We start from the raw sequence: 24,309 nt of genomic DNA, 5'->3' as shown, positions 1-24,309 counted from the left end.
ATCTTTATGGCTTAGCGAAGCTTTATGGCAATTGACTGCAATTGTTTGCCATCACGATCATGGTAATTGATCAAAATATGATCAACCTCAACCACCATGTGTGCAAAGTTATCCTCACTGATCACTTCGCTGGTCAATTCATGCGAATAGTCGCCTGCCGCCGTGCGTACCAGCGGTTGATCGAGGACAAACGTCGACGCCTTGGCGTACGGCAACAGTTTGCTGTTGCACAGCGGCGAAGACACCACGGTGTGAATTTCGAAATCAGCATCTTCGCTATGACTCAGCCGCGACGTCAGCGAACCGTGCACATCACCGGAAACGATCACGACATTTTTGATGCTGTGCGTGCGCACCGTTTCCAGCAGGCGCAGGCGCTGCTGGGCAAAGCCTTGCCAGGCATCGTCGCCATTCAGTTGGCGATCCGGGAAGAACATCACGCTGGTCACGACGAATTTGACCCGCGCCGTGCTATTGATCAGCCAATTGCACAAGGTCTGTTCCTGGGCTTCATCGAGGATGCGGGGTTCATCGCCAGACAGGTCGCGTCGGGTGCGCGTGTCGGTCACGAACCATTCGATATCGCCTTCACTGAATTGATACCAGTAGTGCTCAAGCGAAGCATGATCAAGTTGCCCGTTAGTTGTCAGTGCGTACGCCGGGCTGTGGCTGACTTGATATAACTCATAAGCGGTCATGGCGTTGCGATATAACTCATCGTCTGCAGCGTCTGCATTCGCCGGCCAGTTGTCTTCGATTTCGTGATCGTCGAGGATCATGTAAGTTGATGTGCCGGACATCAGTCGTTGTATGCCTGGTTGCGAAAACGCTGCACGGTACTTGCACAGAATGTCTTTATAACTTCGGTCGGGGGCGATCAGGTTCAAGTCATCGGCATAAATCTGGTCACCGCTCATGACCGTTGCGCTGATCGGTGGTTGTGCGCCCTCGATCAATTGATTGATCGAGGTGAAGATCCGGTCTCCCAGCAATGGCAGGATCGGTACGCCTGCCGTCAGTCGCAGATAGCGGCACGAGCCGAGAATATAAGCCCGTGCCTGCAAGGGCTTGTTGCAACGGGTGCGCAAGCGATAGAGCTCGCGGGGCCACTGCAGCGGCAGTTCTGCAACGCTGTCGACGGTGTGTACCGGGCTCATCGGGCAGAACCAGCCGGTTTGAAACTCATACTCGGTGTCCTCCAGTAAATTATTCAAGATGAACACGTCGGATAGATCGCGTGATTCATCAAGTTTGATAAACAGGGCGTTTGACCATTGCGCTGTATTACTGGCCCGATAACGCAGGCCGGCAAAGACTTGCAAGTTTTTTTGCGGTTCGCCACGGATTAATATGCGTGCGTGGTTAGTTGTCGTGTGGCCGATTATCGGGCCGACAGTGGGTTTTAACATGTTCGAATCCATTCGAATGAGTGATAAATAATTTATAAGTGGCAGACAAGTAAGTAAGTTGTTCTGGTGCTGGCAAGACTAGTTGTCGGCGGGATAAAAAGAATGGCGCGAAGTTGACTGAAGCTGTAGCCGATGTCAGCGGCTTATGTGGGAAAAGCCCCCGTCAGTAATCTTCAGGCAAAAAAAAGCCCCGCCAAACTGACGGGGTTGAGGTACGAGCGTGTGGCGCTCGAAAACGTGAAACGCAAGCGGCCCTCCATTGCTGGAGGGCCACTTGGGATTACAGCAGGATGGTGCGGATGTCCGCCAGCAGGCTGCCCAGACGTTGGGTGAAGCGTGCGGCAGCGGCGCCGTTGATCACACGGTGATCGTAGGACAACGACAGCGGCAGCATCAGTTTCGGCTGGAAGGCTTTGCCGTCCCAGACTGGCTGGATGGTTGCCTTGGAAACGCCGAGGATCGCCACTTCCGGCGCGTTGACGATCGGCGTGAAGCCGGTGCCGCCAATGTGGCCGAGGCTGGAAATGGTGAAGCAGGCGCCCTGCATGTCGTCAGCGGTGAGCTTCTTGTCGCGGGCTTTGGCGGCCAGCGCAGCGGCTTCGGCTGCCAGTTGCAGCAGGCTCTTCTGGTCGACGTTCTTGATGACCGGTACCAGCAGGCCATCCGGAGTGTCGACGGCGAAGCCGATGTTGATGTACTTCTTGCGGATGATCGCTTTGCCGCTTGGCGCCAGCGAACTGTTGAAGTCCGGCAGCTCCTTGAGCATGTACGCGCACGACTTGAGCAGCAGCGGCAGGATGGTCAGCTTGACGCCAGCCTTCTCGGCAACGGCTTTCTGCGCCACGCGGAACGCTTCCAGCTCGGTGATATCAGCCGAATCGAACTGAGTCACGTGCGGGATGTTCAGCCAGCTGCGGTGCAGGCTCGACGCGCCGATTTGCATCAGGCGAGTCATCGGCACTTCTTCGATTTCGCCGAAACGGCTGAAGTCGACGACCGGAATCGGCGGGATGCCCGCGCCACCGGTTGCGCCAGCAGCAGCGGCCGGGGCTTCCTTGGCCTTCTGCATCATCGCTTTGACGTAAACCTGCACGTCTTCTTTCAAGATACGACCGTGCGGGCCGCTGGCGCCGACAGCGTTCAGCTCGACGCCGAACTCACGAGCCAGTTGACGCACGGCTGGGCCGGCGTGAACTTTGGCGCCCGGCTTGGCCGGTGCGGCGGCTGGTGCGGCAGCAGGTGCAGCGGCAGCCGGAGCAGCAGCGGCAGGTGCCGGAGCGCTCGGAGCAGCGGCGGCAGCTGGCGCCGGGGCAGCAGCAGGGGCCGCGCCTTTGACTTTCAGCTTCAGAATCAGGTCGCCGGTACCGACTTCGTCATCCAGCTTGATGGAAACGCTTTCCACCACGCCAGCGGCAGGCGATGGAATTTCCATGCTCGCCTTGTCGGATTCCAGGGTGATCAGCGACTGGTCGGCTTCAACGGTATCGCCAGCCTTGACCAACACTTCGATGATCTTGGCTTTGCCCGACGAACCGATGTCCGGAACGTGGATGTCCTGAACGCTGTCAGCCACCGGTGCTGCTGGCGCGGCTGCCGGAGCAGGCGCAGCGGCAGCGGCCGGTGCAGTAGCCTGAGCCGGAGCGGCAGCAGCAGGGGCCGCAGCACCCGCCACTTCCAGATCCAGAATCAGGTCGCCAGTGCCGACTTCGTCGTTGAGCTTGACGCTGATGGCCTTGACCACGCCAGCGGCAGGCGACGGGATTTCCATGCTCGCCTTGTCGGATTCCAGAGTGATCAGCGATTGATCAGCTTCGACAGTGTCGCCGACCTTGACCTGGATCTCGATGATCTGCGCCTTGCCCGACGAACCGATGTCCGGCACGTGCACTTGCTGAACCGAAGCGGCAGCAGGGGCAGCGGCGGGCGCGGCAGCAGCAGGAGCGGCGGCCGGTTTTTCTTCAGCCTTTTTAGCCGGTGCAGCAGCCGGAGCAGGGGCCGCTTCAGCGGCGCCCTCGACTTCCAGCTCAAGCAGTTCGTCGCCTTCTTTCAGACGGTCGCCCAGCTTCACTTTCAGGCTTTTGATGACGCCGGCTTTCGGGGCCGGCACTTCCATGCTGGCCTTGTCCGATTCCAGGGTCAGGATGCTCTGGTCGGCTTCGATACGGTCGCCGACCTTCACAAACAGTTCAATTACTTCACCTTCACCGCTGCCGATGTCAGGTACGCGAATGAGTTCGCTCACAAAATGTCTCCTCAGCAGTCCAGTGGGTTGCGTTTTTCCGGGTCGATGCCGAACTTGGTGATGGCTTCAGCCACAACCTTAGGTTCGATATCACCACGGTCAGCCAATGCTTCCAGGGCTGCCAACACCACGAAATGACGGTCAACTTCGAAGAAATGACGCAGTTTCTTGCGGCTGTCGCTGCGGCCGAAACCGTCGGTGCCGAGGACTTTGAATTCCTTCGACGGTACCCACTGACGGATCTGCTCGGCGAACAGTTTCATGTAGTCGGTAGAAGCGATGACCGGACCTTTACGGCCGTTCAGGCACTCTTCGACGTAGCTCAGCTTAGGCTTCTGGCCCGGCTTCAGACGGTTGCTGCGCTCTACAGCGAGGCCGTCGCGACGCAGTTCGTTGAAGCTGGTAACGCTCCAGACGTCAGCGCCAACGTTGAACTCTTCACGCAGGATCTTCGCCGCTTCACGGACTTCACGCAGGATGGTGCCGGAGCCCATCAGCTGTACGTGGTGCGCCGCATCGCGGGTGTCTTCTTCGAGCAGGTACATGCCTTTCTTGATGCCTTCTTCGGCACCGGCCGGCATGGCTGGCTGCTGGTACGACTCGTTCATCACGGTGATGTAATAGAAGATGTCCTGTTGCTCTTCGGTCATCTTCTTCATGCCGTCCTGAATGATCACCGCCAGCTCGTAGCCGTAGGTTGGATCGTAGGTGCGGCAGTTCGGGATGGTCGCCGCCAGCAGGTGGCTGTGACCGTCTTCGTGTTGCAGACCTTCACCGTTCAGGGTGGTACGGCCGGCGGTGCCGCCGATCAGGAAGCCACGGGTACGGCTGTCGCCGGCAGCCCAGGCCAGGTCGCCAATACGCTGGAAGCCGAACATCGAGTAGAAGATGTAGAACGGCAGCATCGGCTGGTTGTGGCTGGAGTACGAAGTACCGGCAGCGATGAAGGAACTCATGGCGCCCGCTTCGTTGATGCCTTCTTCAAGGATCTGACCTTTCTGGTCTTCCTTGTAGAACATCACCTGGTCTTTATCGACTGGCTCGTAGAGCTGGCCGACGGACGAGTAGATGCCGAGCTGACGGAACATGCCTTCCATACCGAAGGTACGGGCTTCGTCCGGGATGATCGGAACGATGCGCGGGCCGATTTCCTTGTCCTTGACCAGTTGCGCGAGGATTCGCACGAAGGCCATGGTGGTGGAAATTTCACGGTCGCCGGAACCGTCAAGGATGGCCTTGAGGGTGTCCAGGTCCGGGGTCGGTACGCTGAAGCTTTGTGCGCGGCGCTGAGGCACGAAACCGCCCAGTGCAGTGCGACGCTCGCTGAGGTAGCGGGCTTCGGCGCTGTTTGGCTCTGGCTTGAAGAACGGCAGGTTCTCCAGCTCTTCGTCCTTGACCGGGATGTCGAAACGATCGCGGAACAACTTCAGGCTGTCGACGTCGACTTTCTTGGTGTTGTGCGCAGTGTTTTTCGCTTCGCCGGCACCGGTGCCATAACCTTTGATGGTCTTGGCGAGGATGACGGTTGGTTGTTCTTTGTGGTTGACCGCTTCGTGGTAAGCCGCATAGACCTTGTACGGGTCGTGGCCGCCACGGTTGAGTTTCCAGATCTCGTCGTCGGACAGATCAGCAACCATCGCCTTGAGTTCTGGCGTGTTGAAGAAGTGCTCGCGAACGAACGCGCCGTCTTTGGCTTTGTAGTTCTGGTACTCGCCGTCGATGACTTCGTCCATACGACGTTGCAGGATGCCGTCGACGTCTTTGGCCAGCAGTGGGTCCCAGAAACGGCCCCAGATGACTTTGGTCACGTTCCACTGAGCACCGCGGAACACGCCTTCGAGTTCCTGGATGATCTTGCCGTTGCCGCGAACCGGGCCGTCGAGGCGCTGCAGGTTGCAGTTGATGACGAAGATCAGGTTGTCCAGCTTCTCGCGGCCGGCCAGGGAGATCGCGCCCAGGGATTCCGGCTCGTCGCACTCGCCGTCGCCCAGGAAGCACCAGACTTTCTGTTTGCCCGGCTGGATGAAACCGCGGTGTTCCAGGTACTTCATGAAGCGTGCCTGGTAGATCGCCTGGATTGGACCCAGACCCATCGATACGGTCGGGAACTGCCAGAAGTCAGGCATCAGCCAAGGGTGCGGGTAGGACGACAGGCCCTGACCGTCGACTTCCTGGCGGAAGTTGTTCATCTGGTCTTCGGTGATGCGGCCTTCCATGAACGCACGGGCGTAAACGCCTGGCGAGGTGTGGCCCTGGAAGTAGATCAGGTCGCCGCCGTGTTCGTCGGTCGGGGCCTGGAAGAAGTAGTTGAAGCCGATGTCATACAGGGTCGCACTGGAAGCGAAGCTGGAGATGTGACCACCGAGGTCGGAATCTTTCAGGTTCGTACGCATTACCATGGCCATCGCGTTCCAGCGCACCAGCGAGCGAATGCGGCGTTCCATGAACAGGTCGCCAGGCATGCGTGCTTCGTGGGTTACCGGGATGGTGTTGCGGTAAGGCGTGGTGATGGCGTAAGGGAGCTGCGAACCGCTACGGGTTGCGAGTTCACCCATACGGGTCATCAGATAGTGAGCACGGTCTTCGCCTTCTTTGTCGAGAACCGATTCCAGGGCGTCCAGCCATTCCTGGGTTTCGACGGGATCGAGGTCTTGCATGGCTTGCTCCAGGGCGGAAAGGCTTCCAGAATCGGTTGCCTGAGTTTGCGACTGGCCTTGTGGGCAGACGATTTAAAATTCTTGGATTGCCGACAGGTTGTTCCGGCGGCGTGTAGTTTTACTACAAATCTTCCGGCATTTCAGCCTTTCGGATGTATAGACGAGTAGTAAAACTACAGATGAAAGGCTTGTGGCCTCCGACTGCGTTGTGAGAATAATCGTTAAGGTTGGTCGATTACCATCCGTAAAAGGTGAAACTTTGATGCTGGATGCTAAAGAAGAAGAAATTTCAGCTATTTCTAACTTTTGTTCGACAGTCCTTCACGTAGCGGGTTTTCAACATTCACTACAAGCGGCCATTTACACGCCGATCAAGGATAGACCATGACCCTGCCCGTGCTTGCCGAACTGCCTGCCATTCTCCTGCCGTTGGTCACTCGATCCGAGCAGTCGTTCCGTACGGCCGTCGCCGAGCTGGAAGACGATCACGGCTTCGCCAACTGGACGCCGGAGCGCTGGGCACAGTTCGCCCGCGTCACCGCCGCCAGTGAGTTTGTCATTGAACAGAGCGTTCGTGACCCTTTGATGTTGTTGGCGCTGGTGCAGTCCGGCGAACTCGACCGGCCGTATGCCCCGGGTGAATTGTGTGCGCAGATTTCCGCTGCGGTGAACGCGGCACAGACCGAAGACGAACTCGGTCGCGCCCTGCGTCGCCAGCGTGCGCGCCATCAAGTGCGGATCATCTGGCGTGATCTCAACCGTCAGGCCGATCTGGTGCAGACCTGCCGCGACCTCTCAGACATGGCCGACGCCACCATCGATCAAGCCTATCAATGGTTGTACAGCCGCCATTGCGAACAATTCGGCACGCCGACCGGCCGCCGCAGCGGTGAGCCGCAGCCGATGGTCATCCTCGGCATGGGCAAGCTCGGCGCCGTCGAGTTGAACCTGTCTTCCGACATCGATTTGATTTTTGCCTACCCCGAGGGCGGCGAAACGGTGGGCGTGAAGCGCTCGCTGGATAATCAGGAGTTCTTCATTCGTCTCGGCCAGCGCTTGATCAAGGCACTGGACCCGATGACCGTCGACGGCTTTGTGTTCCGCGTCGACATGCGCCTGCGCCCGTACGGTTCGTCCGGCGCGCTGGTATTGAGCTTCAACGCGCTGGAGCAGTATTACCAGGATCAGGGCCGCGACTGGGAACGCTACGCGATGATCAAGGCGCGGGTAGTGGCTGGTGATCAGGTCGCGGGTGCGCAGTTGCTCGACATGCTGCGCCCGTTCGTTTATCGACGTTACCTCGACTTCTCGGCGATCGAAGCGCTGCGCACCATGAAACAGCTGATCCAGCAGGAAGTGCGGCGCAAAGGCATGGCCGACAATATCAAGCTCGGCTCCGGCGGGATTCGTGAGGTCGAGTTTATTGCTCAGGCCTTTCAGTTGATCCACGGTGGCCGCGACTTGAGCCTGCAACAGCGTCCTCTATTAAAGGTGTTGAACACGCTGGAGGGGCAGGGCTACCTGCCGCCAGCGGTGATCAGCGAGTTGCGTGAAGGTTACGAATTTCTGCGTTACACCGAGCATGCGATTCAGGCGATTGCCGACCGCCAGACGCAGATGCTGCCGGACGGCGCGCAGGATCAGGCGCGCATTGCCTTTATGCTCGGGTTTGCCGATTGGGAGGCTTTCCACGAAAAACTGATGTTCTGGCGCGGCCGCGTCGCTTGGCACTTTGCGCAGGTGATTGCCGATCCCGATGAGGAAGAAGGCACCGAAAGCGAAGTGGTGGTTGGCGGTGAATGGTTACCGTTGTGGGAAGAGGAACAGGACGAAGAGGCCGCGTGCCGTCAGTTGGAAGAGGGCGGTTTCGCTGATGCGAGCAAAGCCCTGAAGGCACTGGCCGGTTTGCGCGGCAGCCCGCAATTGCGCGCGATGCAGCGGCTAGGGCGTGAGCGCCTTGATGCGTTTATTCCGCGCCTGTTGGCGCAAGCGGTTGAGCATGCCAATCCGGATCTGGTGCTTGAGCGGGTGTTGCCGCTGGTGGAAGCGGTCGCTCGGCGTTCGGCTTATCTGGTCTTGCTCACGGAGAACCCCGGTGCGCTGCGCCGCTTGCTGACGTTGTGCGCGGCGAGCCCGTGGATTGCTGAGCAGATCACTCGCTTCCCGCTGCTGATGGATGAATTGCTCAACGAAGGGCGTTTGTTCAAGCCGCCCCTGGCGCCGGAATTGGCCGCCGAATTGCGCGAGCGGCTGACGCGAATTCCCGAAGACGACCTCGAACAACAAATGGAAGCGCTGCGTCATTTCAAATTGGCGCACCGTTTGCGCGTCGCCGCTTCGGAAATCGCCGGCAGCCTGCCGTTGATGAAAGTCAGCGATTACCTGACCTGGCTGGCCGAAGCGATTCTGGAGCAAGTGCTGGCTCTGGCCTGGCGCCAGACCGTGGCCAAACATGGCACGCCGCTGCGCACCGACGGCACCTTGTGCGATCCCGGCTTCATCATTGTCGGTTACGGGAAAGTCGGCGGGCTGGAACTGGGGCATGGTTCGGATCTGGATCTGGTGTTTATCCATGACGGTGATCCGCAGGCGGAAACCGACGGGGCGAAACCGATTGATGGCGCGCAGTTCTTTACCCGGCTGGGGCAGCGGATCATTCACTTGCTGACGGCGCAGACCAACTCGGGCCAGCTCTATGAAGTGGACATGCGTTTGCGGCCGTCCGGTGCTTCCGGGCTGTTGGTGAGTTCGCTCGGCGCGTTTGCTCGTTATCAAGAAAATGAAGCGTGGACGTGGGAGCATCAGGCTCTGGTGCGTGCGCGGGTGCTGGTCGGCAGTCAGGATGTCGGTCAGGCGTTCGAGAAGGTTCGCGCGCAGGTGTTGGGCAAATCCCGTGATCTGGCCAAGTTGCAACAGGAAGTCAGCGAGATGCGCGCGAAGATGCGCGACAACCTCGGCACCAAGAGCACCGCGGCCGGCACCGCGGCGAATGCCTTCGACGCCACGGCGCCGTTCGACCTCAAGCAGGACGCCGGAGGTATCGTCGATATTGAATTTATGGTGCAATACGCGGCCCTGGCGTGGTCGCACAGCCATCCGCCGTTGCTGCGCTGGACGGATAACATCCGCATCTCGGAAGAGCTGGAGCACGAAGGGCTGATGCCAGCCGAAGACGCCAGCCTGTTGCGCGAGGCCTACAAAGCCTATCGCTCCGCCGCCCACCGGCAGGCCTTGCAGAAGGACCCGGGGGTGATTGCAGGCGACCAGTTTGTCGAAGAACGGCGACAGGTGTTGCGGATCTGGAAAGAGATGGGGCTAAGCTGAAACACGGATGTGTGGACGAATGCAAAACCCTGTAGGAGCGAGCCTGCTCGCGATAGCGGAGTGTCAGACAACATCAATGTTGAATGTAACGGCCCCATCGCGAGCAGGCTCACTCCTACAATAGATCTGCGCTGAAACGCAGATGTGTGACTGGACGCAAAACCCTGTGGGAGCTGGCTTGCCAGCGATAGCGGCGTGTCAGGCAACATTGATTTTGGATGTGCCGGCCCCATCGCGGGCAAGCCCGCTCCCACAGTGATCTGCGTTGAAATGCAGATGTTGGAACGTATGCAAAACCCTGTGGGAGCTGGCTTGCCAGCGATAGCGGCGTGTCAGGCGACATTGATTTTGGATGTGCCGGCCCCATCGCGGGCAAGCCCGCTCCCACAGTGATCTGCGTTGAAATGCAGATGTTGGAACGTATGCAAAACCCTGTGGGAGCTGGCTTGCCAGCGATAGCGGCGTGTCAGGCGACATTGATTTTGGATGTGCCGGCCCCATCGCGGGCAAGCCCGCTCCCACAGGGATCTGCGTTGAAATGCAGATGTTGGAACGGATGCAAAACCCTGTGGGAGCTGGCTTGCCAGCGATAGCGGCGTGTCAGGCGACATTGATTTTGGATGTGCCGGCCCCATCGCGGGCAAGCCCGCTCCCACAGGGATCTGCGTTGAAATGCAGATGTTGGAACGTATGCAAAACCCTGTGGGAGCTGGCTTGCCAGCGATAGCGGCGTGTCAGGCGACATTGATTTTGGATGTGCCGGCCCCATCGCGGGCAAGCCCGCTCCCACAGTGATCTGCGCTGAAACGCAGATGTTGGAACGTATGCAAAACCCTGTAGGAGCGAGCCTGCTCGCGATAGCGGAGTGTCAGACAACATCAATGTTGAATGTAACGGCCCCATCGCGAGCAGGCTCACTCCTACAATGGATCTGCGGTGTACGCAGAATCAAGGCAAGACGAAAAAACCATGTGGGAGCGAGCCTGCTCGCGATAGCGGAGTGACAGTCGACAGTTATGTTGAAGGTAATGACCCATCGCAAGCAGCGCCGTTCCCTCAGTGATTCTTGAGGCGGGGAGGCGTAAATGCCTCCCCGGTTCGTTTTTGGAAACCACATGAATATTCTGATCGTTGGGCCCAGTTGGGTCGGTGACATGGTGATGGCGCAGACACTGTTTCAGTGTCTCAAACAGCGCCACCCGCAATGCGAAATCGACGTGCTGGCCCCCGAGTGGAGCCGGCCGATCCTTGAGCGCATGCCCGAAGTGCGCCAGGCCTTGAGCTTCCCGCTCGGCCACGGCGCGCTGGAATTGGCGACGCGTCGGCGCATCGGCAAATCCCTGCGCGGTCAGTACGATCAGGCGATCCTGCTGCCCAACTCGCTGAAATCAGCGCTGGTGCCGTTTTTCGCCGGCATCCCGAAACGCACCGGCTGGCGCGGCGAATTCCGTTACGGCCTACTCAACGACGTGCGCACCCTCGACAAAGAGCGCTATCCGTTGATGATCGAGCGTTTCATGGCCCTGGCCTATGAAGCGAACGTCGAGCTGCCGAAGCCCTATCCGCGCCCAAGCCTGCAAATCGACCCGGTGACCCGCGAAGCCGCACTGGCCAAATTCGGCCTGTCCCTCGATCGTCCGGTGTTGGCCCTGTGCCCCGGCGCCGAGTTCGGCGAGTCCAAACGCTGGCCGTCCGAGCACTACGCCAAAGTCGCCGAAGCGCGTATTCGCGAAGGCTGGCAGGTCTGGTTGTTTGGCTCGAAAAACGATCACGCGGTTGGCGAAGACATTCGCGCCCGGTTGATCCCTGGCCTGCGCGAAGAATCGGTCAACCTCAGTGGCGGCACCTCGCTGGCCGAGGCCATCGACCTGATGTCCTGCGCCGACTCGGTGGTCTCCAACGACTCTGGCCTGATGCACGTTGCCGCTGCGCTGAACCGCCCACTGGTCGCCGTCTACGGCTCGACTTCGCCGGGTTTCACTCCGCCGCTGGCCGAGCACGTCGAAGTGGTGCGTCTGGGTCTCGAATGCAGCCCATGCTTCGACCGTACCTGCCGCTTCGGCCATTACAACTGCCTGCGCCAGCTGATGCCGGACGCGGTCAACGATGCCTTGCAGAAATTGCAGGGCTCCGTGGTCGAGGTTCATTAAGTTGCGGGTACTGCTGATCAAGACTTCATCGCTGGGCGACGTGATCCATGCGTTGCCGGCGCTGACCGACGCCGCCAGGGCGATCCCCGGGATCAAATTCGACTGGGTCGTGGAAGAAGGCTTCGCCGAGATCCCGGCCTGGCACCCGGCCGTCGACAAAGTGATTCCAGTGGCGATCCGCCGCTGGCGCAAAAACATCTGGAAAACCATCACCAGCGGCGAGTGGAAGCGCTTCAAGCAAAGCGTGCGCGCGAACAAATACGACTTGGTGATCGACGCTCAGGGCCTGCTGAAAAGTGCCTGGCTGACCCGTTACGTCAAAGCGCCGGTGGCCGGTCTCGACAAAGGTTCGGCCCGTGAGCCGATGGCCGCACGTTTTTACGATCGCAAACTGGCCGTGGCCCGTGGCCAACACGCCGTCGAACGCGTGCGTCAACTGTTCGCCATCGCCCTCGGTTACGACCTGCCAAAAGGCCTGGGCGATTACGGCCTCAACGTCGAGCGTCTGGTCGAGCTGCCGCGCAAAAACGCCTTCGTGGTGTTCTTGCATGGCACCACCTGGGACACCAAACACTGGCCGGAAGCCTATTGGCGCGAACTGACCGAACGCGTTGGCTACCTCGGCGTCGGCATCAAACTGCCGTGGGGCAATCCGCAGGAGAAGGCCCGCGCCGAACGCATCGCTGCCGGTTTCAAACACGCCGAAGTGCTGCCAAAGCTCAATCTGGCCGGCGTCGGCAAAGTCCTCGCCGGGGCGCAAGCCTGTGTCGCGGTAGACACCGGCCTCGGCCATTTGGCGGCGGCACTGGACGTGCCGACCATCTCGCTGTTCGGCCCGACCAATCCGGGCCTGACCGGCGCCTACGGCAAATTGCAGATTCACCTGGCCAGCGACTTCCCGTGCGCGCCGTGCCTGCAAAAGAAATGTACCTATCAACCGACCGCGCAGGATGCCCGTCAGTTTGACCTGAAGCGTGAACAGCCTCTGTGCTTCACGCGTCTGAATCCCGAGCGTGTCGCCAGCCGACTGAGCACGTTGTTAATGGCTGAGGAGCTGCGCTGATGCAATTGGCATTCGTCCTGTACAAATATTTCCCGTTCGGTGGCTTGCAGCGCGACTTCATGCGTATCGCCCTCGAATGCCAGAAACGCGGGCATCAGATCCGCGTCTACACGCTGATCTGGGAAGGCGACGTGCCGCCCGGTTTTGAGGTGCTGGTGGCGCCGGTGAAAGCGTTCTTCAATCATCGTCGCAACGAAAAACTCAGCGCATGGATGGCAGCGGATCTGGCCAAGCGCCCGGTTGATCGCCTGATTGGCTTCAACAAGATGCCGGGGCTGGACGTCTATTACGCCGCCGACGGCTGCTTCGAAGACAAGGCGCAGAATCTGCGCAACTCGCTGTACCGCCGCTGGGGCCGTTATCGCCACTTCGCCGAGTACGAGCGCGCGGTGTTCGCCAAAGACGCGAAGACCGAAGTGCTGATGATTTCCGAAGTGCAGCAGCCGCTGTTCATCAAGCATTACGACACGCCGCTTGAGCGCTTCCACTTGCTGCCACCGGGCATCGCTCAGGATCGTCGCCGTCCAGCGGATGCTGACGAAATCCGCGCCGGTTTCCGCGCGGAATTCAATCTGAAGGATGACGAACTGCTGCTGGTGCAGATCGGTTCCGGTTTCAAAACCAAAGGCGTCGATCGCAGCCTGAAAGCACTGGCCGCATTGCCCGCTGAACTGAGAAAGCGTACCCGGCTGTTTGTAATCGGCCAGGATGACCCCAAATTATTCCAGATGCAGAGCGCGACGTTGGGTCTGGGCGATAACGTGACGTTCCTCAAAGGGCGCAGCGATATCCCGCGTTTCCTGCTCGGCGCTGACCTGTTGATTCACCCGGCGTACAACGAAAACACCGGTACTGTGTTGCTTGAAGCGCTGGTCGCCGGCTTGCCGGTGCTGGTCAGTGCGGTCTGCGGTTATGCCCATTACATCGCCGAGGCCGACGCCGGGCGAGTGCTGGACGAGCCGTTCGATCAAGCGCAGTTGACGCAATACCTGACTGACATGTTGAAAGACGACGCTGCACGCGCGGCCTGGAGCCGCAATGGTCTGGCCTTCGCCGAGACGGCCGACCTCTACAGCATGCCGCAGCACGCGGCCGATGTGATTCTGGCGGAGCACGCTTAATGAAGTTGATGCTGGCTGAACCGTTCAAAAGCCTTTGGGCCGGACGCGACCCGTTCGCCGAAGTCGAAGGCTTGCAGGGCGAGGTATACCGCGAGCTGGAAGCACGCCGGACACTGCGCACGGAAGTCGACGGCAACGGATTCTTCGTCAAGATTCACCGTGGCATCGGCTGGGGCGAAATCTTCAAGAACCTGCTGACCGCCAAGCTGCCGGTACTTGGCGCGGGTCAGGAGTGGAAGGCTATCCAGCGTCTGCAGGAAGTCGGCGTGCCGACCATGACCGCCGTCGCGTACGGCGAGAAGGGCAGCAACCCGGCGGATCAGCACTCGTTCATCGTCACCGAAGAGCTGGCGCCTACCGTCAGCCTTGAGGACTTCAGCATCGACTGGGTCAAGCAGCCGCCGGAGCCGAAACTCAAGCGCGCGCTGATCGCCGAAGTCGCGCGCATGACCGGCATGATGCACCGCGCCGGCGTCAATCACCGCGACTGCTACATTTGCCACTTTCTGCTGCACACCGATAAACCGGTGACGGCAGACGATTTCAGGCTTTCGGTGATCGACCTGCACCGTGCCCAGACCCGCGCGAAAATCACCCAGCGCTGGCGCAACAAGGATCTGGCCGCGCTGTACTTTTCCGCGCTGGACATCGGTCTGACTCGCCGCGACAAGCTGCGTTTCCTCAAAGGCTATTTCCAGCAACCGCTGCGGCAGATTCTCGCGGAAGAAGCGCCGTTGCTGAGTTGGCTGGAAGGCAAGGCCAACAAGCTCTATGCGCGCAAGCAGCGTTACGGGGATGCGCTCTGATGGCGGGTTGGATTCTGGAGCCGCAATACAGTGAACTCGCCGAAGACTTTGGCAGCCTCGAAGCGGTGTTTGCCCTGCAAGGCGAACGGCTGACTCGCGATCCACTGTCCGAAGTCGTCCGTGTCGAGCGCAACGGCGTCAACTATTACGTCAAACGCTACGTCGGCGCCGGTAAAGGCTTGCGCCGTTACCTCGGCAAGCCGCGGGTGAAGATGGAATGGCAGAACCTCAAACGCTTCGCCAAGTGGGGCATTCCCACCGCTGAAGTGGTGGCCTGGGGTCTGGAGCGACGTGGCGCGGCGTACGACCGTGGCGCGATGATCACCCGCGAATTGCCGCGCACCGAAGACCTCTCGGCGCTGGCCGAGCGCAACGATCCCAAGCTCAAGGATCGCGCCTGGGTCGATGGCGTCAGTCGGCAACTGGCCGCTTACACGCGGACCATGCACGATCACCGCTTCACCCATAACGATTTGAAGTGGCGCAACCTACTGATCGACGATCAGGCGCAGTTGTTTTTGATCGACTGCCCGAACGGTGATTTCTGGCGCGGTTTCTGGCTCAAGTACCGCATCACCAAGGATCTGGCCTGCCTCGACAAGGTCGCCAAATATCATCTGTCGAACACCCAGCGCCTGCGCTTCTATCTGCAATACCGTGGGCGTGATCGCCTGGATGCCGCTGACAAGAAGCGCATTCGCCACGTGGTGAGATTTTTCGAGGGACGCGAATGACTGATTTTCTGGCCGCTGAAGACCGTGCGCTGCTTGAGCGCCATGGCCTCGGCACCTTCGACGCGCTCTGGGCCAAACAGCTTGAAGCGGTGGACGAGCCGAACACCGATGGTGGTGGCTGGAGCAGCGTGTTTCGCCTCGAACTGGAAGGTCACGCTTATTACCTCAAGCGCCAGAGCAACTACCTGACGCGCACCTTGCACGCGCCATTTGGCGAGCCAAGTTTTGCCCGCGAATTTCGCAACATCAGCCGCTACAACACGCTGGGGATTCCGGCGTTGCAAGCGGCGTTCTTCGGGCAGCGCAAGGTCGACGGTGAAGTCCGCGCGATCCTGCTGACCCGCGCCCTTGATGGCTGGGATGATCTCGATTCGTTGTTGCAGCGCTGGTCGGAACTGACCGCCACGCAGCAATCGGCGATCCTCAAGGCCTGTGGGCAACTGGCGCGGCTGCTGCACGGCTTGCGTCAGGTGCACGGTTGTTTTTACCCGAAACATATTTTTTTGCAGGCCGACGGCGCTGAATATCGCGCGCAGTTGATCGACCTGGAAAAGACCCGGCCCTTGTTGTTCGGTCAGCGCGACCGGGTCAAGGATCTGGAGCCGCTGCTGCGCCGTGCGCCGCAGTGGAGCGAGGCGCAACTGCGCGAATTGCTCGCGGCCTATGTTGATCAACCGAGCGACAGTTCGCTGGTCGACAGTTGGGTTACGCGTCTGACCGCAAGACGCAGTCGCAAGGAGACCCGCTGATGCAGTTGTCCGACCTGAAAAACGCCGGGCGCACGCCAAGTCTGCCGTTGACGATTGCCCTGGCCGATGCCGCCGGGCCTGCCGATTTGCAGCTGCTAAGTCTGCTGCGGGTGCTGCCGGGGCAGCGTTATGTCGGTGCCGGTGTTTGGCGCGGTCGGCCGGTGCTGGCGAAATTGCTGGTCGGCAGCAAGGCGGCGCGGCATTTTCAGCGTGAACTCAATGGCGTGAAGCTGCTGGCGGCGCAAAGCTTGACTACGCCGCTGCTGTTGGCCGATGGCTTGAAGGAAGGCGAGGGCGGCTGGCTGCTGTTCGAATTCCTTGAAGATGCGGAAAGCCTTGGTGATGCCTGGTTGCAGGTCGAGTCGTTGCCGGTGCTGGCGGATGAACAATCGGCGGTGTTGGGCGACGCACTCGGCGCGATCGCGCAGTTGCACAGCAAGGGCCTGTGGCAGGAAGACTTGCACCTGGATAATCTGCTGCGTCACGGCGGTCAGTTGTATTTGATCGACGGCGCCGGGATCTGCGCGGAAACCGCTGGTCAGCCATTGTCGCGGCAGAAAGTCCTGGAAAACCTCGGAGTGTTTTTCGCCCAGTTGCCCAAGGCGCTGGAGCCGTTTACCGAAGAATTGCTGGTGTATTACCTGCTGAGCAACGCCGAGCACGCGCTGCCGCTGGAAGCGTTGCAGAAGCAGATCGACAAGGTGCGCGCCTGGCGTCTGCGCGATTACCTGATCAAGGTCGGTCGTGAGTGCACGTTGTTTGCCGTGCAGCGCGGAGCGTTCGCCTTGCGGGCTATTCGGCGCGAAGAAGAGGCGGCGATGGTGCCGGTGCTGGAACAGGCCGATGCGCTGCTCGATCAGGGCCATTTGTACAAAACCGGTGGCGCCGCGAGTGTCGGCAAGGTCGACGTGGCCGGGCGCACACTGGTGATCAAACGCTACAACATCAAGAACTTCGCGCATTGGCTCAAGCGCTTCTGGCGTCCGAGCCGCGCCTGGCATTCGTGGCGTGAAGGCAATCGCCTGGCGTTCCTCGGCATCGCCACGCCGAAACCGCTGGCGGTGCTGGAAAAACGTTTCCTGTGGCTGCGCAGTCGAGCGTATCTGATCACCGAATACCTGCCGGGTCCGGACATCATCGAGCGCTTTGCGCCGTATGTTGAAAACGGCGAGGCGCCGGAATCCGAGCTGCAGGCACTGGATCAACTGTTCGCCCGCCTGATCGCCGAGCGCATCAGCCATGGCGATTTCAAGGGCCATAACCTGTTCTGGCAGGACGATCGCTGGGCCCTGATCGACCTCGACTCAATGTGCCAACACCGCTCCCTCGGCAGCTTCGCCCCGGCCTACGCCCGCGACCGCGCACGCTTCATGCGCAACTGGCCAGAAAGCAGTGCGCTGTATCAAGTGATTGATCAGCGTTTGCCGAAAAGTATTGATCGAGTCTGAAGACTTAAAAAATCGCAGCCTTCGGCAGCTCCTACATTTGGAATGCGATTTCCTGTAGGAGCTGCCGAAGGCTGCGATCTTTTGATCCTCACCGCTGTTCGGCAAATAGCTCTGGGTCATTCCCGCCACGTTTACGCTATAATCCCGCCCTTTAGCTGTCTCTCGCCCGGTGCGAGGGCACATCAATTTTCAAGGCGCATCGCGCCTGAATGCAGACTAAAGAGGCTAGACCCCTGTGGCATTGACGATTCTTGGCCTGTCCGGCGCCCTTAGCCATGACCCTTCAGCCGCGTTGTACATCGACGGCAAGCTGGTGGCGGCGGCTGAAGAGGAGCGTTTCGTACGCGATAAGCATGCAAAGAACCGCATGCCCTACGAATCGGCGAAGTTCTGCCTCGAACAGGCTGGCATCAAGCCGTCCGACGTTGACGTTGTAGCGATTCCGTTCGCGCCGATCAGCCTGTTCGGTGAGGCCCGCTGGCACTACGCCAAACGCTACTGGTATGCGCCGGATCGCGCCCTCGATGCGATTCTGATGGGCAACCGTCGCTACAAGCGCTATCGCAACAAGATCGTCTGGTGCCTCGAACAACTGGGTTTTGATCCGAAAAAGATCAAGATCGAGCCGGTCGAGCACCACTTGGCTCACGCCTCCAGCGCCTACCACTGCTCGGGTTTCCAAGAGAAAACCGCGATCCTCGGCATTGACGGCAAGGGCGAGTACGCGACGACCTTCTTCGGTTACGGCGAAAACGGCAAGATCCACAAGATCAAGGAATTCTTCGACCCGGACTCCCTCGGCGGCCTGTACGGCGCGATCACCGAGTTCCTCGGTTTCGAGATGCTCGACGGTGAGTTCAAGGTCATGGGCATGGCGCCGTACGGCGATGCCAGCAAATATGACTTCTCGCGTCTGGCCTCGTTCGAGAACGGCGAGCTGGTGATCAACACCGACTACGCCAACGTGATCGGCCTGCGTCGCTACAAAGAGAAGGGCAAAGGCTTCTACTTCTCGCCGAAGCTGATCGAATGGCTGGGCCCGAAACGCGAAGGCGATATCGCTGACGAGCCGTACATCCACTACGCCGCAAGCATGCAAGCGCTGTTCGAAAAGATCTCGCTGCAGATGATCGACCACTACCTGGGCGACATCCTCAAGGAAACCGGCAAACTCGCGTTCGCCGGCGGCTGTGCCTTGAACGTCAAGCTCAACCAGAAAATCATCGCCCGTGATGACGTCAAAGAATTGTTCGTACAGCCGGCGTCCGGCGATGCCGGCACCGCAGTTGGCGCCGCCGCTTACGTGTCGCACGCCCGTGGCGTGCCGGTCGAGAAGATGGAACACGTCTACCTCGGCCCGTCGTACAGCAACGAAGACGTGATCGCCGCGTGTGCCCGTCACGAGAACAAACCGACCTGGCGCAAGCTCGACAACATGCCTGAGCAAATCGCCAAGATCATGGTCGATGGCAACCCGGTGGCCTGGTTCCAGGGCCGCATGGAATTCGGTCCGCGCGCACTCGGTGGTCGTTCGATCATCGGTTGCCCGAGCATCCCTGGCGTGGCTGACCGCATCAACCATCAAATCAAGTTCCGCGAGCGCTGGAGGCCTTTCTGCCCGTCGATGCTCGACACCGTTGCGCCACAGATGATCAAGATCGATCACCCGGCGCCGTTCATGACCTTCACCTTCGAAGTGGCGGATGAGTGGAAAACCCGCGTGCCGGAAGTCGTCCACGAAGACGGTACCTCCCGTGCCCAGGTGCTCAAGCGCGAATACAACCCGCGCTACTACGACATGATGAAAGCGCTGGAAGTCCTCACCGGCAACGGTGTGTCGCTGAACACCTCGCTCAACCGTCGTGGCGAACCGATGATCTGCTCGCCGACCGATGCGCTGAACATGTTCTTCGGCTCCGATCTGCAGTACCTGATCATGGAAGACATTCTGGTGGTCAAAGAGGGCGCAAACGCTTATGACTCGCTCGGCTGAACGCCATGTGCTGCAGTTCTGTCACGGCTATGACGGGCCGTTCCTCGACTGCGCACGGCAGTACGCCAGCCTGTTCGCGGGCACCGGTTATCGGGTGACCACGGTCTTTCTGACCGGGGCCGCCGATAGCGAGGTGGCCGCAGCGTGTGCCTCTGATGAAGTGTTGTTCATGGAATACAGCTCCAAGGCCATTCGTGGCCTGAAGCTGGGCGCCATCGGCGATCTGCGCAAGATCGCCGCTTCACGCAATTTCAGTTTCTGCATCGCCCATCGCTTCAAGCCGATCTACATCGCCTTGCTCGGCACGTCGCTGCCGGTGATTGGCGTGCACCACGCGTTTGACGATTACAAACGCGGTACGCGCAAACTCTTTGCGCACATTTTCCGCAAGCGCCTGAGCCTGCTTGGCGTGTCCGATGCGGTGCGCGACGACATGCGTCGTTGCCTGCCGAAATGGCCGCAAGCGCGAATTCAGACGCTGTACAACCGTATCGATCTGCCTGCCCTGCAATTTGCCCAGGTGTCCGCCCGCGAAGCCCGCGAGACGCTCGGTCTGGCGGCGGATGCGTGGATTGTCGGCAACGTCGGTCGGCTGCACCCGGACAAGGATCAGGCGACATTGCTGCACGGTTTCGCCGCCGCGCTGCCGGGTTTGCCCGACAACAGCCAACTGGTGATTCTCGGCAAGGGCCGTCTGGAACAGGATCTCAAAGAGCTGGCGCGCGAGCTGGGTATCGGCGATCGCGTGTTGTTCCTCGGGCAGGTGCCGGACGCGCGCAATTACTTCCGTGCCTTTGATGTGTTCGCCCTGAGCTCCGATCACGAACCGTTTGGCATGGTGCTACTGGAGGCCATGGCCGCCGGCGTACCGTTGCTGGCCACGGCGTGCGGCGGGGCGAAGGAAGTGGTCGAAGGCGTGGGCATTCTGTTCCCGCTGGGCGATGCCGAGCGTCTAGCCCAAGGCCTGCAACATTTGGCCGGTATGGATGATCAACAGCGCCATCAGTGCGCCGAGATGATGCTCGAACGTCTGCGTGAGCAATTCTCCGACCGTGCGGTGCGCGACACCTTCTGGCGTCTGCCGCAAGTTATCGATCTGGCACCGAGGGGCTGATGCTCAACCGATTCCAAGGCTGGCGCGAACGTGGCTGGTCGCCCGTTGACGCCTCCACCTATGCCAGCGCCTGGCAGCAATTTGGCGGCAGTGTCGCGACGCATCCGCTGGTGGTCGAGCGCCTGGCGGATCTCGCCGGCATTCCAGTGCGCTATCTGGCCTGGGAACAGCAGGGCGAAGTCAAAGCGGCGATCCCGACCTGGGGCCGCGATCTGGCCCTGTCCAAGGACGTGCTCAAACGCAACGGCAAAAAAGGCCTGTTCGACCTCGGCAACGCCGAGCTGATCCTGCCGGCCGCCGTCGATGCCCAAGCCCCGCTGCGCCATCGCGCGCGCTACCTGTCGGCCCTCAATGAAACCCGCTTCAGCGGCATGAAGTTGCAGGCCGAACAACTGGCCATGGCCCGTACCCCCGAAGAACTGTCGAAGAAGTTTCGCTACAACCAGCGCCGCGAATTGCGTCTGCTGGAAGAGGCGGGTGGCGTGGTGCGTCCGGTCAGCGACTTCTCCAGTGTTGAACTGGCGGCGATCTACTGCGATCTGTTTCAGCGCCGCTGGGGTTTCCCCGCTACCGGCGCAGCGCGTATGGCTGATGTCATCGAGCTGCTGCGCGAGCTGCTGATCGGTTCGGTGATCTTCCTCAACGAGGCGCCGATCGCGATTCAACTGGTCTATCGCGTTGAAGCGCCGGAGTGGATCAGCGTCGAGTACATCAATGGCGGCGTCGACCCCGAAACCCGTGAATTCAGCCCCGGCAGCGTGTTGAGCTTCCTCAATACGCAAAGCGCCTGGGAGCATGCGCGCGCGCTGAACAAGCCGCTGCGCTTTTCCTTCGGTCGCGCCGACCGTGAATACAAGGATCGCTGGTGCAATCCTGTGCCGGTGTTCACCGTATGAGTCAGCCCATGAGCCGCAAACAGCAACTGCTCAAGCGCCACCGGCGCAACAAACGCATCGGCCTGCTGATCGCACTGATCGTGTTGATCGCCATCGGTGTGCTGGTCGCCTGGTGGTTGCCGCTGCTGCTGGCGGTGGTCGGCTGGATCGCCCATGAAGCGTGGTTCGCCGATCACCTGTTTTATTCGCCGAAAGACGATTACCAGTACAACTTTCCACCGTATACACCGCAGCCAAAGGTGCATCTGAACGGCGAGCAATTGCGCCTGGACGAAGGCGTGATGCTGGTGGATGACGCCACCCTGATTCTCGCGGTGCAGGTCAAAAGCACGTGGCTGGGACGCTTCTTCGATCCGCGTATCGAATTGGTGGGCGGTACAAATCCTGACGCGCAGACCTTCGAGCGCGGCGTCAACGGCCTGCGCTATCTGAACCTCAGTGGTCAGGCGCAAGCCTTGTCGCAAGGCGGGCTGCGCTTGCGCGGGCGTTTCTGTCGCGTCTCCGGCGAGCCGGTGCTTTGGGCGCTTGAACAAGCGGACTATCGCCGCTCGCGAGTGATGGTGATCGCCCCGCACGCCGACGACGCCGAGCTGGCAGCCTACGGTTTGTACAGTCAGGCAGACGAAGCCTGGATCGTCACCCTGACCGCTGGCGAAATCGAAGCCGAACACTATCAGCAGATGGGCCTGAACAAGGTCGAAGCCGCGCGACTCAAGGGTCGATTGCGCGCTTGGGACAGCCTCGCGGTGCCGCGCTGGGCCGGTGTGCCGGCGGAAAATTGCGTGCAACTCGGTTACTTCTGTCTGCAACTGGCAGCGATGCAGGCAGCGCCGAATCAGGCGATTGCTTCACGCGAAGCCGATCTGAGCGATACCCGCCTGTTCCGTCAGTTGAACCCGTTCAGCTTGCCGAGCGATGTCGATGGCGCGCCGACCTGGAACAATTTGCTGGCCGACCTGCGCGAAGTGCTGCTGCGCGCACGTCCGGACGTGATCGTCCTGCCGCATCCGACGCTTGATCCGCACCCCGATCATATTTGCAGCCAACAAGCCGTGTTGCAGGTGCTCAGCAGCCTCGACTGGCAGCCAACCCTGCTCGGTTACGCCAACCATCTGCACGACAACGATCGCTGGCCGATGGGCAATGCCGGTGACGGCATCGCGCTGCCGCCGGCTTTCGACGCCGCCGTACCCATGCAGCCGTTGTGCCTGCCACTGACGGTTGAGCTGCAACGTGACAAGGCCATGGCGTTGGGCATGATGCATGACTTGCAGCCGCCAGCACCGTTCAAGCGCCGTTTGCGCCGCGTGATCCAGCGTTTGCTGGCCGGTCGCAAGCCGTCGGTGTACGGCGAAAACGAATTTTTTCGAAAAGCGGTCAGACGCCAGGAATTGCTTTGGCTGCTGAAACCGGGTGAATCAGGCGTCAATCGGGGAGAGTTATGAGTCAACGGTCGAAGGTGCTGCAGTTGCAGCCTGACTACAACGTCAAAGCCCATGATTTCGCCGACCTTGCCGAGCAGATCGTCAAGGCGCTGCCGTCGGATCGTTATGAGATCACCGCTGCGTTTCTGCGTGGCAAACCCGCACCTGGCGAGCCGGTCAGCCGCGCCGATCGTTCGGTGTATTTCGAGTTTTCCGACAAATCCCTCAAAGGCATGCGCCTGCGCGCGATGTGGGAGCTGTACAAGTTCTGCCGCCGCGAGAAGTTCGACGTGGTCATCTGCAACCGCTTTAAACCGGTGAACATGATGCTCACCCTGAACCGCTGGTTGAAGGTGCCGCTGTGCATTGGCATCTCCCACGGTTTTGGCGAGTACGACCGCTTCTATCGTCGTCGTCAGACTCAGCGTTTGATCGACCGCCACTGGCGCTTCGTCGGTGTCTCTCCGGCGGTTAAACAATACCTGCTGGACTGCGATTGCGGGTTCACCGACCAGAACACGTATGCAATCACCAACGCTATTGATATTGAACAGGCCGAAGGCTTGCAGCACAGCCGGGAAAAAGCGCGCGAGCTGCTCGGCATCGACCCGAATGTGCGCCTGATCGGTGCGCTGGGGCGGTTGGTCTCGGTCAAGGGCCATACCTATCTGTTGCAGGCCTTTGCCGCGCTGAAAGACAAATACCCGAACACCCAGTTGGCAATCATTGGTGCCGGGCGCCTGCAAGCGCCGCTGGCCGCCGAGATCGAGCAACTGGGCCTGAGCGGTCGCGCGCACCTGCTCGGTTTCAAGGAAAACGCCCTGCAATACGTGCGTGCCTTTGATCTCTGGACCATGCCGTCGCTGGCCGAAGGTTTGGGGCTGGCCCTGCTCGAAGGCATGAGCGGGCATTTGCCGGTGATCGCCTCGAACGTGCCGGCGATGTTGCCGCTGATCGAAGGCGCTGGCGGTCTGGCAATTACGCCCAAGGATGTACCGAGTATTGTCGCGGCGCTGGATCAGTACCTCGCGTTGTCCGATGACGAACTCAAGGCCAAGGGCGAACAAGCCTACCGCTATCTGCAGGAACAGCATGACATCGAGGTGTTCCGTCAGGAGTACCTGGACCTGATCGACTCTGGCCTGGAACAAGCGCGCAAGGTGCAGCCATGAGCGAACA

Annotated in this window: 16 protein-coding genes; 13 read left to right on the top strand and 3 right to left on the bottom strand. The window is 60.2% G+C overall.

Annotated features, from left to right (window positions below; genetic code table 11):
* Positions 1-11: 11 nt before the first annotated feature.
* From ACZZ0B_RS23770 to aceE, 3 genes are all read right to left on the bottom strand, one after another.
* A complete protein-coding gene (locus ACZZ0B_RS23770) occupies positions 12-1,409 on the bottom strand; it encodes an alkaline phosphatase D family protein (RefSeq protein WP_463546375.1) in 1,398 nt (465 codons plus the stop codon).
* A gap of 280 nt (positions 1,410-1,689) precedes the next feature.
* Positions 1,690-3,651 (bottom strand): dihydrolipoyllysine-residue acetyltransferase, encoded by a 1,962-nt coding sequence (gene aceF / locus ACZZ0B_RS23765; RefSeq protein ID WP_463546374.1) that lies wholly within the window; start codon positions 3,649-3,651, stop codon positions 1,690-1,692.
* An 11-nt stretch (positions 3,652-3,662) separates the two neighbouring features.
* Positions 3,663-6,308 (bottom strand): pyruvate dehydrogenase (acetyl-transferring), homodimeric type, encoded by a 2,646-nt coding sequence (aceE, locus tag ACZZ0B_RS23760; RefSeq protein WP_008081364.1) that lies wholly within the window; start codon positions 6,306-6,308, stop codon positions 3,663-3,665.
* A gap of 384 nt (positions 6,309-6,692) precedes the next feature.
* On the opposite strand from aceE, the gene glnE reads away from it, so the two are divergent.
* The 13 genes from glnE (at position 6,693) to ACZZ0B_RS23695 (ending at position 24,302) form a co-directional block, all read left to right on the top strand.
* The gene (gene glnE, locus ACZZ0B_RS23755) at positions 6,693-9,632 is read left to right on the top strand and encodes a bifunctional [glutamate--ammonia ligase]-adenylyl-L-tyrosine phosphorylase/[glutamate--ammonia-ligase] adenylyltransferase (RefSeq protein WP_463546373.1); all 2,940 of its coding nucleotides are present in this window, start codon (positions 6,693-6,695) and stop codon (positions 9,630-9,632) included.
* 1,115 nt (positions 9,633-10,747) lie between these two features.
* Positions 10,748-11,782 carry a lipopolysaccharide heptosyltransferase II gene (gene waaF / locus ACZZ0B_RS23750; protein WP_463546372.1) on the top strand — a complete coding sequence of 345 codons (1,035 nt, stop codon included), beginning with the start codon at positions 10,748-10,750 and terminating at the stop codon, positions 11,780-11,782.
* A gap of 1 nt (position 11,783) precedes the next feature.
* Entirely contained in the window at positions 11,784-12,845 is a 1,062-nt protein-coding gene (gene waaC / locus ACZZ0B_RS23745; protein ID WP_463546371.1) for a lipopolysaccharide heptosyltransferase I, read from the top strand.
* Positions 12,845-13,966 (top strand): glycosyltransferase family 4 protein, encoded by a 1,122-nt coding sequence (locus tag ACZZ0B_RS23740; RefSeq protein WP_440094878.1) that lies wholly within the window; start codon positions 12,845-12,847, stop codon positions 13,964-13,966. Before waaC ends, ACZZ0B_RS23740 begins: the two co-directional genes overlap by 1 nt.
* Positions 13,966-14,772, top strand: coding sequence for a lipopolysaccharide core heptose(I) kinase RfaP (rfaP, locus tag ACZZ0B_RS23735; RefSeq protein WP_463546370.1), 807 nt, complete (start codon positions 13,966-13,968; stop codon positions 14,770-14,772). Before ACZZ0B_RS23740 ends, rfaP begins: the two co-directional genes overlap by 1 nt.
* Positions 14,772-15,506 (top strand): lipopolysaccharide kinase InaA family protein, encoded by a 735-nt coding sequence (locus tag ACZZ0B_RS23730; RefSeq protein WP_008081351.1) that lies wholly within the window; start codon positions 14,772-14,774, stop codon positions 15,504-15,506. Before rfaP ends, ACZZ0B_RS23730 begins: the two co-directional genes overlap by 1 nt.
* Positions 15,503-16,255: a lipopolysaccharide kinase InaA family protein gene (locus ACZZ0B_RS23725; protein WP_008081349.1), complete on the top strand. Its 753-nt coding sequence runs from the start codon at positions 15,503-15,505 to the stop codon at positions 16,253-16,255. The genes ACZZ0B_RS23730 and ACZZ0B_RS23725 overlap by 4 nt, the downstream gene beginning before the upstream one ends.
* A complete protein-coding gene (locus ACZZ0B_RS23720) occupies positions 16,255-17,703 on the top strand; it encodes a lipopolysaccharide kinase InaA family protein (RefSeq protein ID WP_463546369.1) in 1,449 nt (482 codons plus the stop codon). Before ACZZ0B_RS23725 ends, ACZZ0B_RS23720 begins: the two co-directional genes overlap by 1 nt.
* Positions 17,704-17,938: 235 nt before the next feature.
* Positions 17,939-19,696: a carbamoyltransferase family protein gene (locus tag ACZZ0B_RS23715; RefSeq protein ID WP_008079282.1), complete on the top strand. Its 1,758-nt coding sequence runs from the start codon at positions 17,939-17,941 to the stop codon at positions 19,694-19,696.
* Positions 19,680-20,810, top strand: a complete 1,131-nt coding sequence (locus ACZZ0B_RS23710; protein WP_463546368.1) for a glycosyltransferase — start codon at positions 19,680-19,682, stop codon at positions 20,808-20,810. Before ACZZ0B_RS23715 ends, ACZZ0B_RS23710 begins: the two co-directional genes overlap by 17 nt.
* Positions 20,810-21,706 (top strand): antimicrobial resistance protein Mig-14, encoded by an 897-nt coding sequence (locus ACZZ0B_RS23705; RefSeq protein ID WP_440094882.1) that lies wholly within the window; start codon positions 20,810-20,812, stop codon positions 21,704-21,706. Before ACZZ0B_RS23710 ends, ACZZ0B_RS23705 begins: the two co-directional genes overlap by 1 nt.
* Before the next feature lie 8 nt (positions 21,707-21,714).
* Positions 21,715-23,151: a PIG-L family deacetylase gene (locus tag ACZZ0B_RS23700; RefSeq protein ID WP_463546367.1), complete on the top strand. Its 1,437-nt coding sequence runs from the start codon at positions 21,715-21,717 to the stop codon at positions 23,149-23,151.
* A complete protein-coding gene (locus ACZZ0B_RS23695; RefSeq protein WP_463546366.1) occupies positions 23,148-24,302 on the top strand; it encodes a glycosyltransferase family 4 protein in 1,155 nt (384 codons plus the stop codon). Before ACZZ0B_RS23700 ends, ACZZ0B_RS23695 begins: the two co-directional genes overlap by 4 nt.
* Positions 24,303-24,309: the final 7 nt, after the last annotated feature.

It is taken from the genome of Pseudomonas sp. AC247 (genome assembly GCF_979258015.1).
This window is presented reverse-complemented; position numbering and strand designations above follow the sequence as displayed.

Excerpts from the sequence above, each read along its gene's own strand:
- ACZZ0B_RS23770 (WP_463546375.1), bottom strand. The coding sequence starts at position 1,409 with ATGTTAAAACCCACTGTCGGCCCGATAATCGGCCACACGACAACTAAC.
- aceE (WP_008081364.1), bottom strand. The coding sequence starts at position 6,308 with ATGCAAGACCTCGATCCCGTCGAAACCCAGGAATGGCTGGACGCCCTG.
- glnE (WP_463546373.1), top strand. The coding sequence starts at position 6,693 with ATGACCCTGCCCGTGCTTGCCGAACTGCCTGCCATTCTCCTGCCGTTG.
- waaF (WP_463546372.1), top strand. The coding sequence starts at position 10,748 with ATGAATATTCTGATCGTTGGGCCCAGTTGGGTCGGTGACATGGTGATG.
- ACZZ0B_RS23740 (WP_440094878.1), top strand. The coding sequence starts at position 12,845 with ATGCAATTGGCATTCGTCCTGTACAAATATTTCCCGTTCGGTGGCTTG.
- rfaP (WP_463546370.1), top strand. The coding sequence starts at position 13,966 with ATGAAGTTGATGCTGGCTGAACCGTTCAAAAGCCTTTGGGCCGGACGC.
- ACZZ0B_RS23730 (WP_008081351.1), top strand. The coding sequence starts at position 14,772 with ATGGCGGGTTGGATTCTGGAGCCGCAATACAGTGAACTCGCCGAAGAC.
- ACZZ0B_RS23725 (WP_008081349.1), top strand. The coding sequence starts at position 15,503 with ATGACTGATTTTCTGGCCGCTGAAGACCGTGCGCTGCTTGAGCGCCAT.
- ACZZ0B_RS23720 (WP_463546369.1), top strand. The coding sequence starts at position 16,255 with ATGCAGTTGTCCGACCTGAAAAACGCCGGGCGCACGCCAAGTCTGCCG.
- ACZZ0B_RS23710 (WP_463546368.1), top strand. The coding sequence starts at position 19,680 with ATGACTCGCTCGGCTGAACGCCATGTGCTGCAGTTCTGTCACGGCTAT.
- ACZZ0B_RS23705 (WP_440094882.1), top strand. The coding sequence starts at position 20,810 with ATGCTCAACCGATTCCAAGGCTGGCGCGAACGTGGCTGGTCGCCCGTT.
- ACZZ0B_RS23700 (WP_463546367.1), top strand. The coding sequence starts at position 21,715 with ATGAGCCGCAAACAGCAACTGCTCAAGCGCCACCGGCGCAACAAACGC.
- ACZZ0B_RS23695 (WP_463546366.1), top strand. The coding sequence starts at position 23,148 with ATGAGTCAACGGTCGAAGGTGCTGCAGTTGCAGCCTGACTACAACGTC.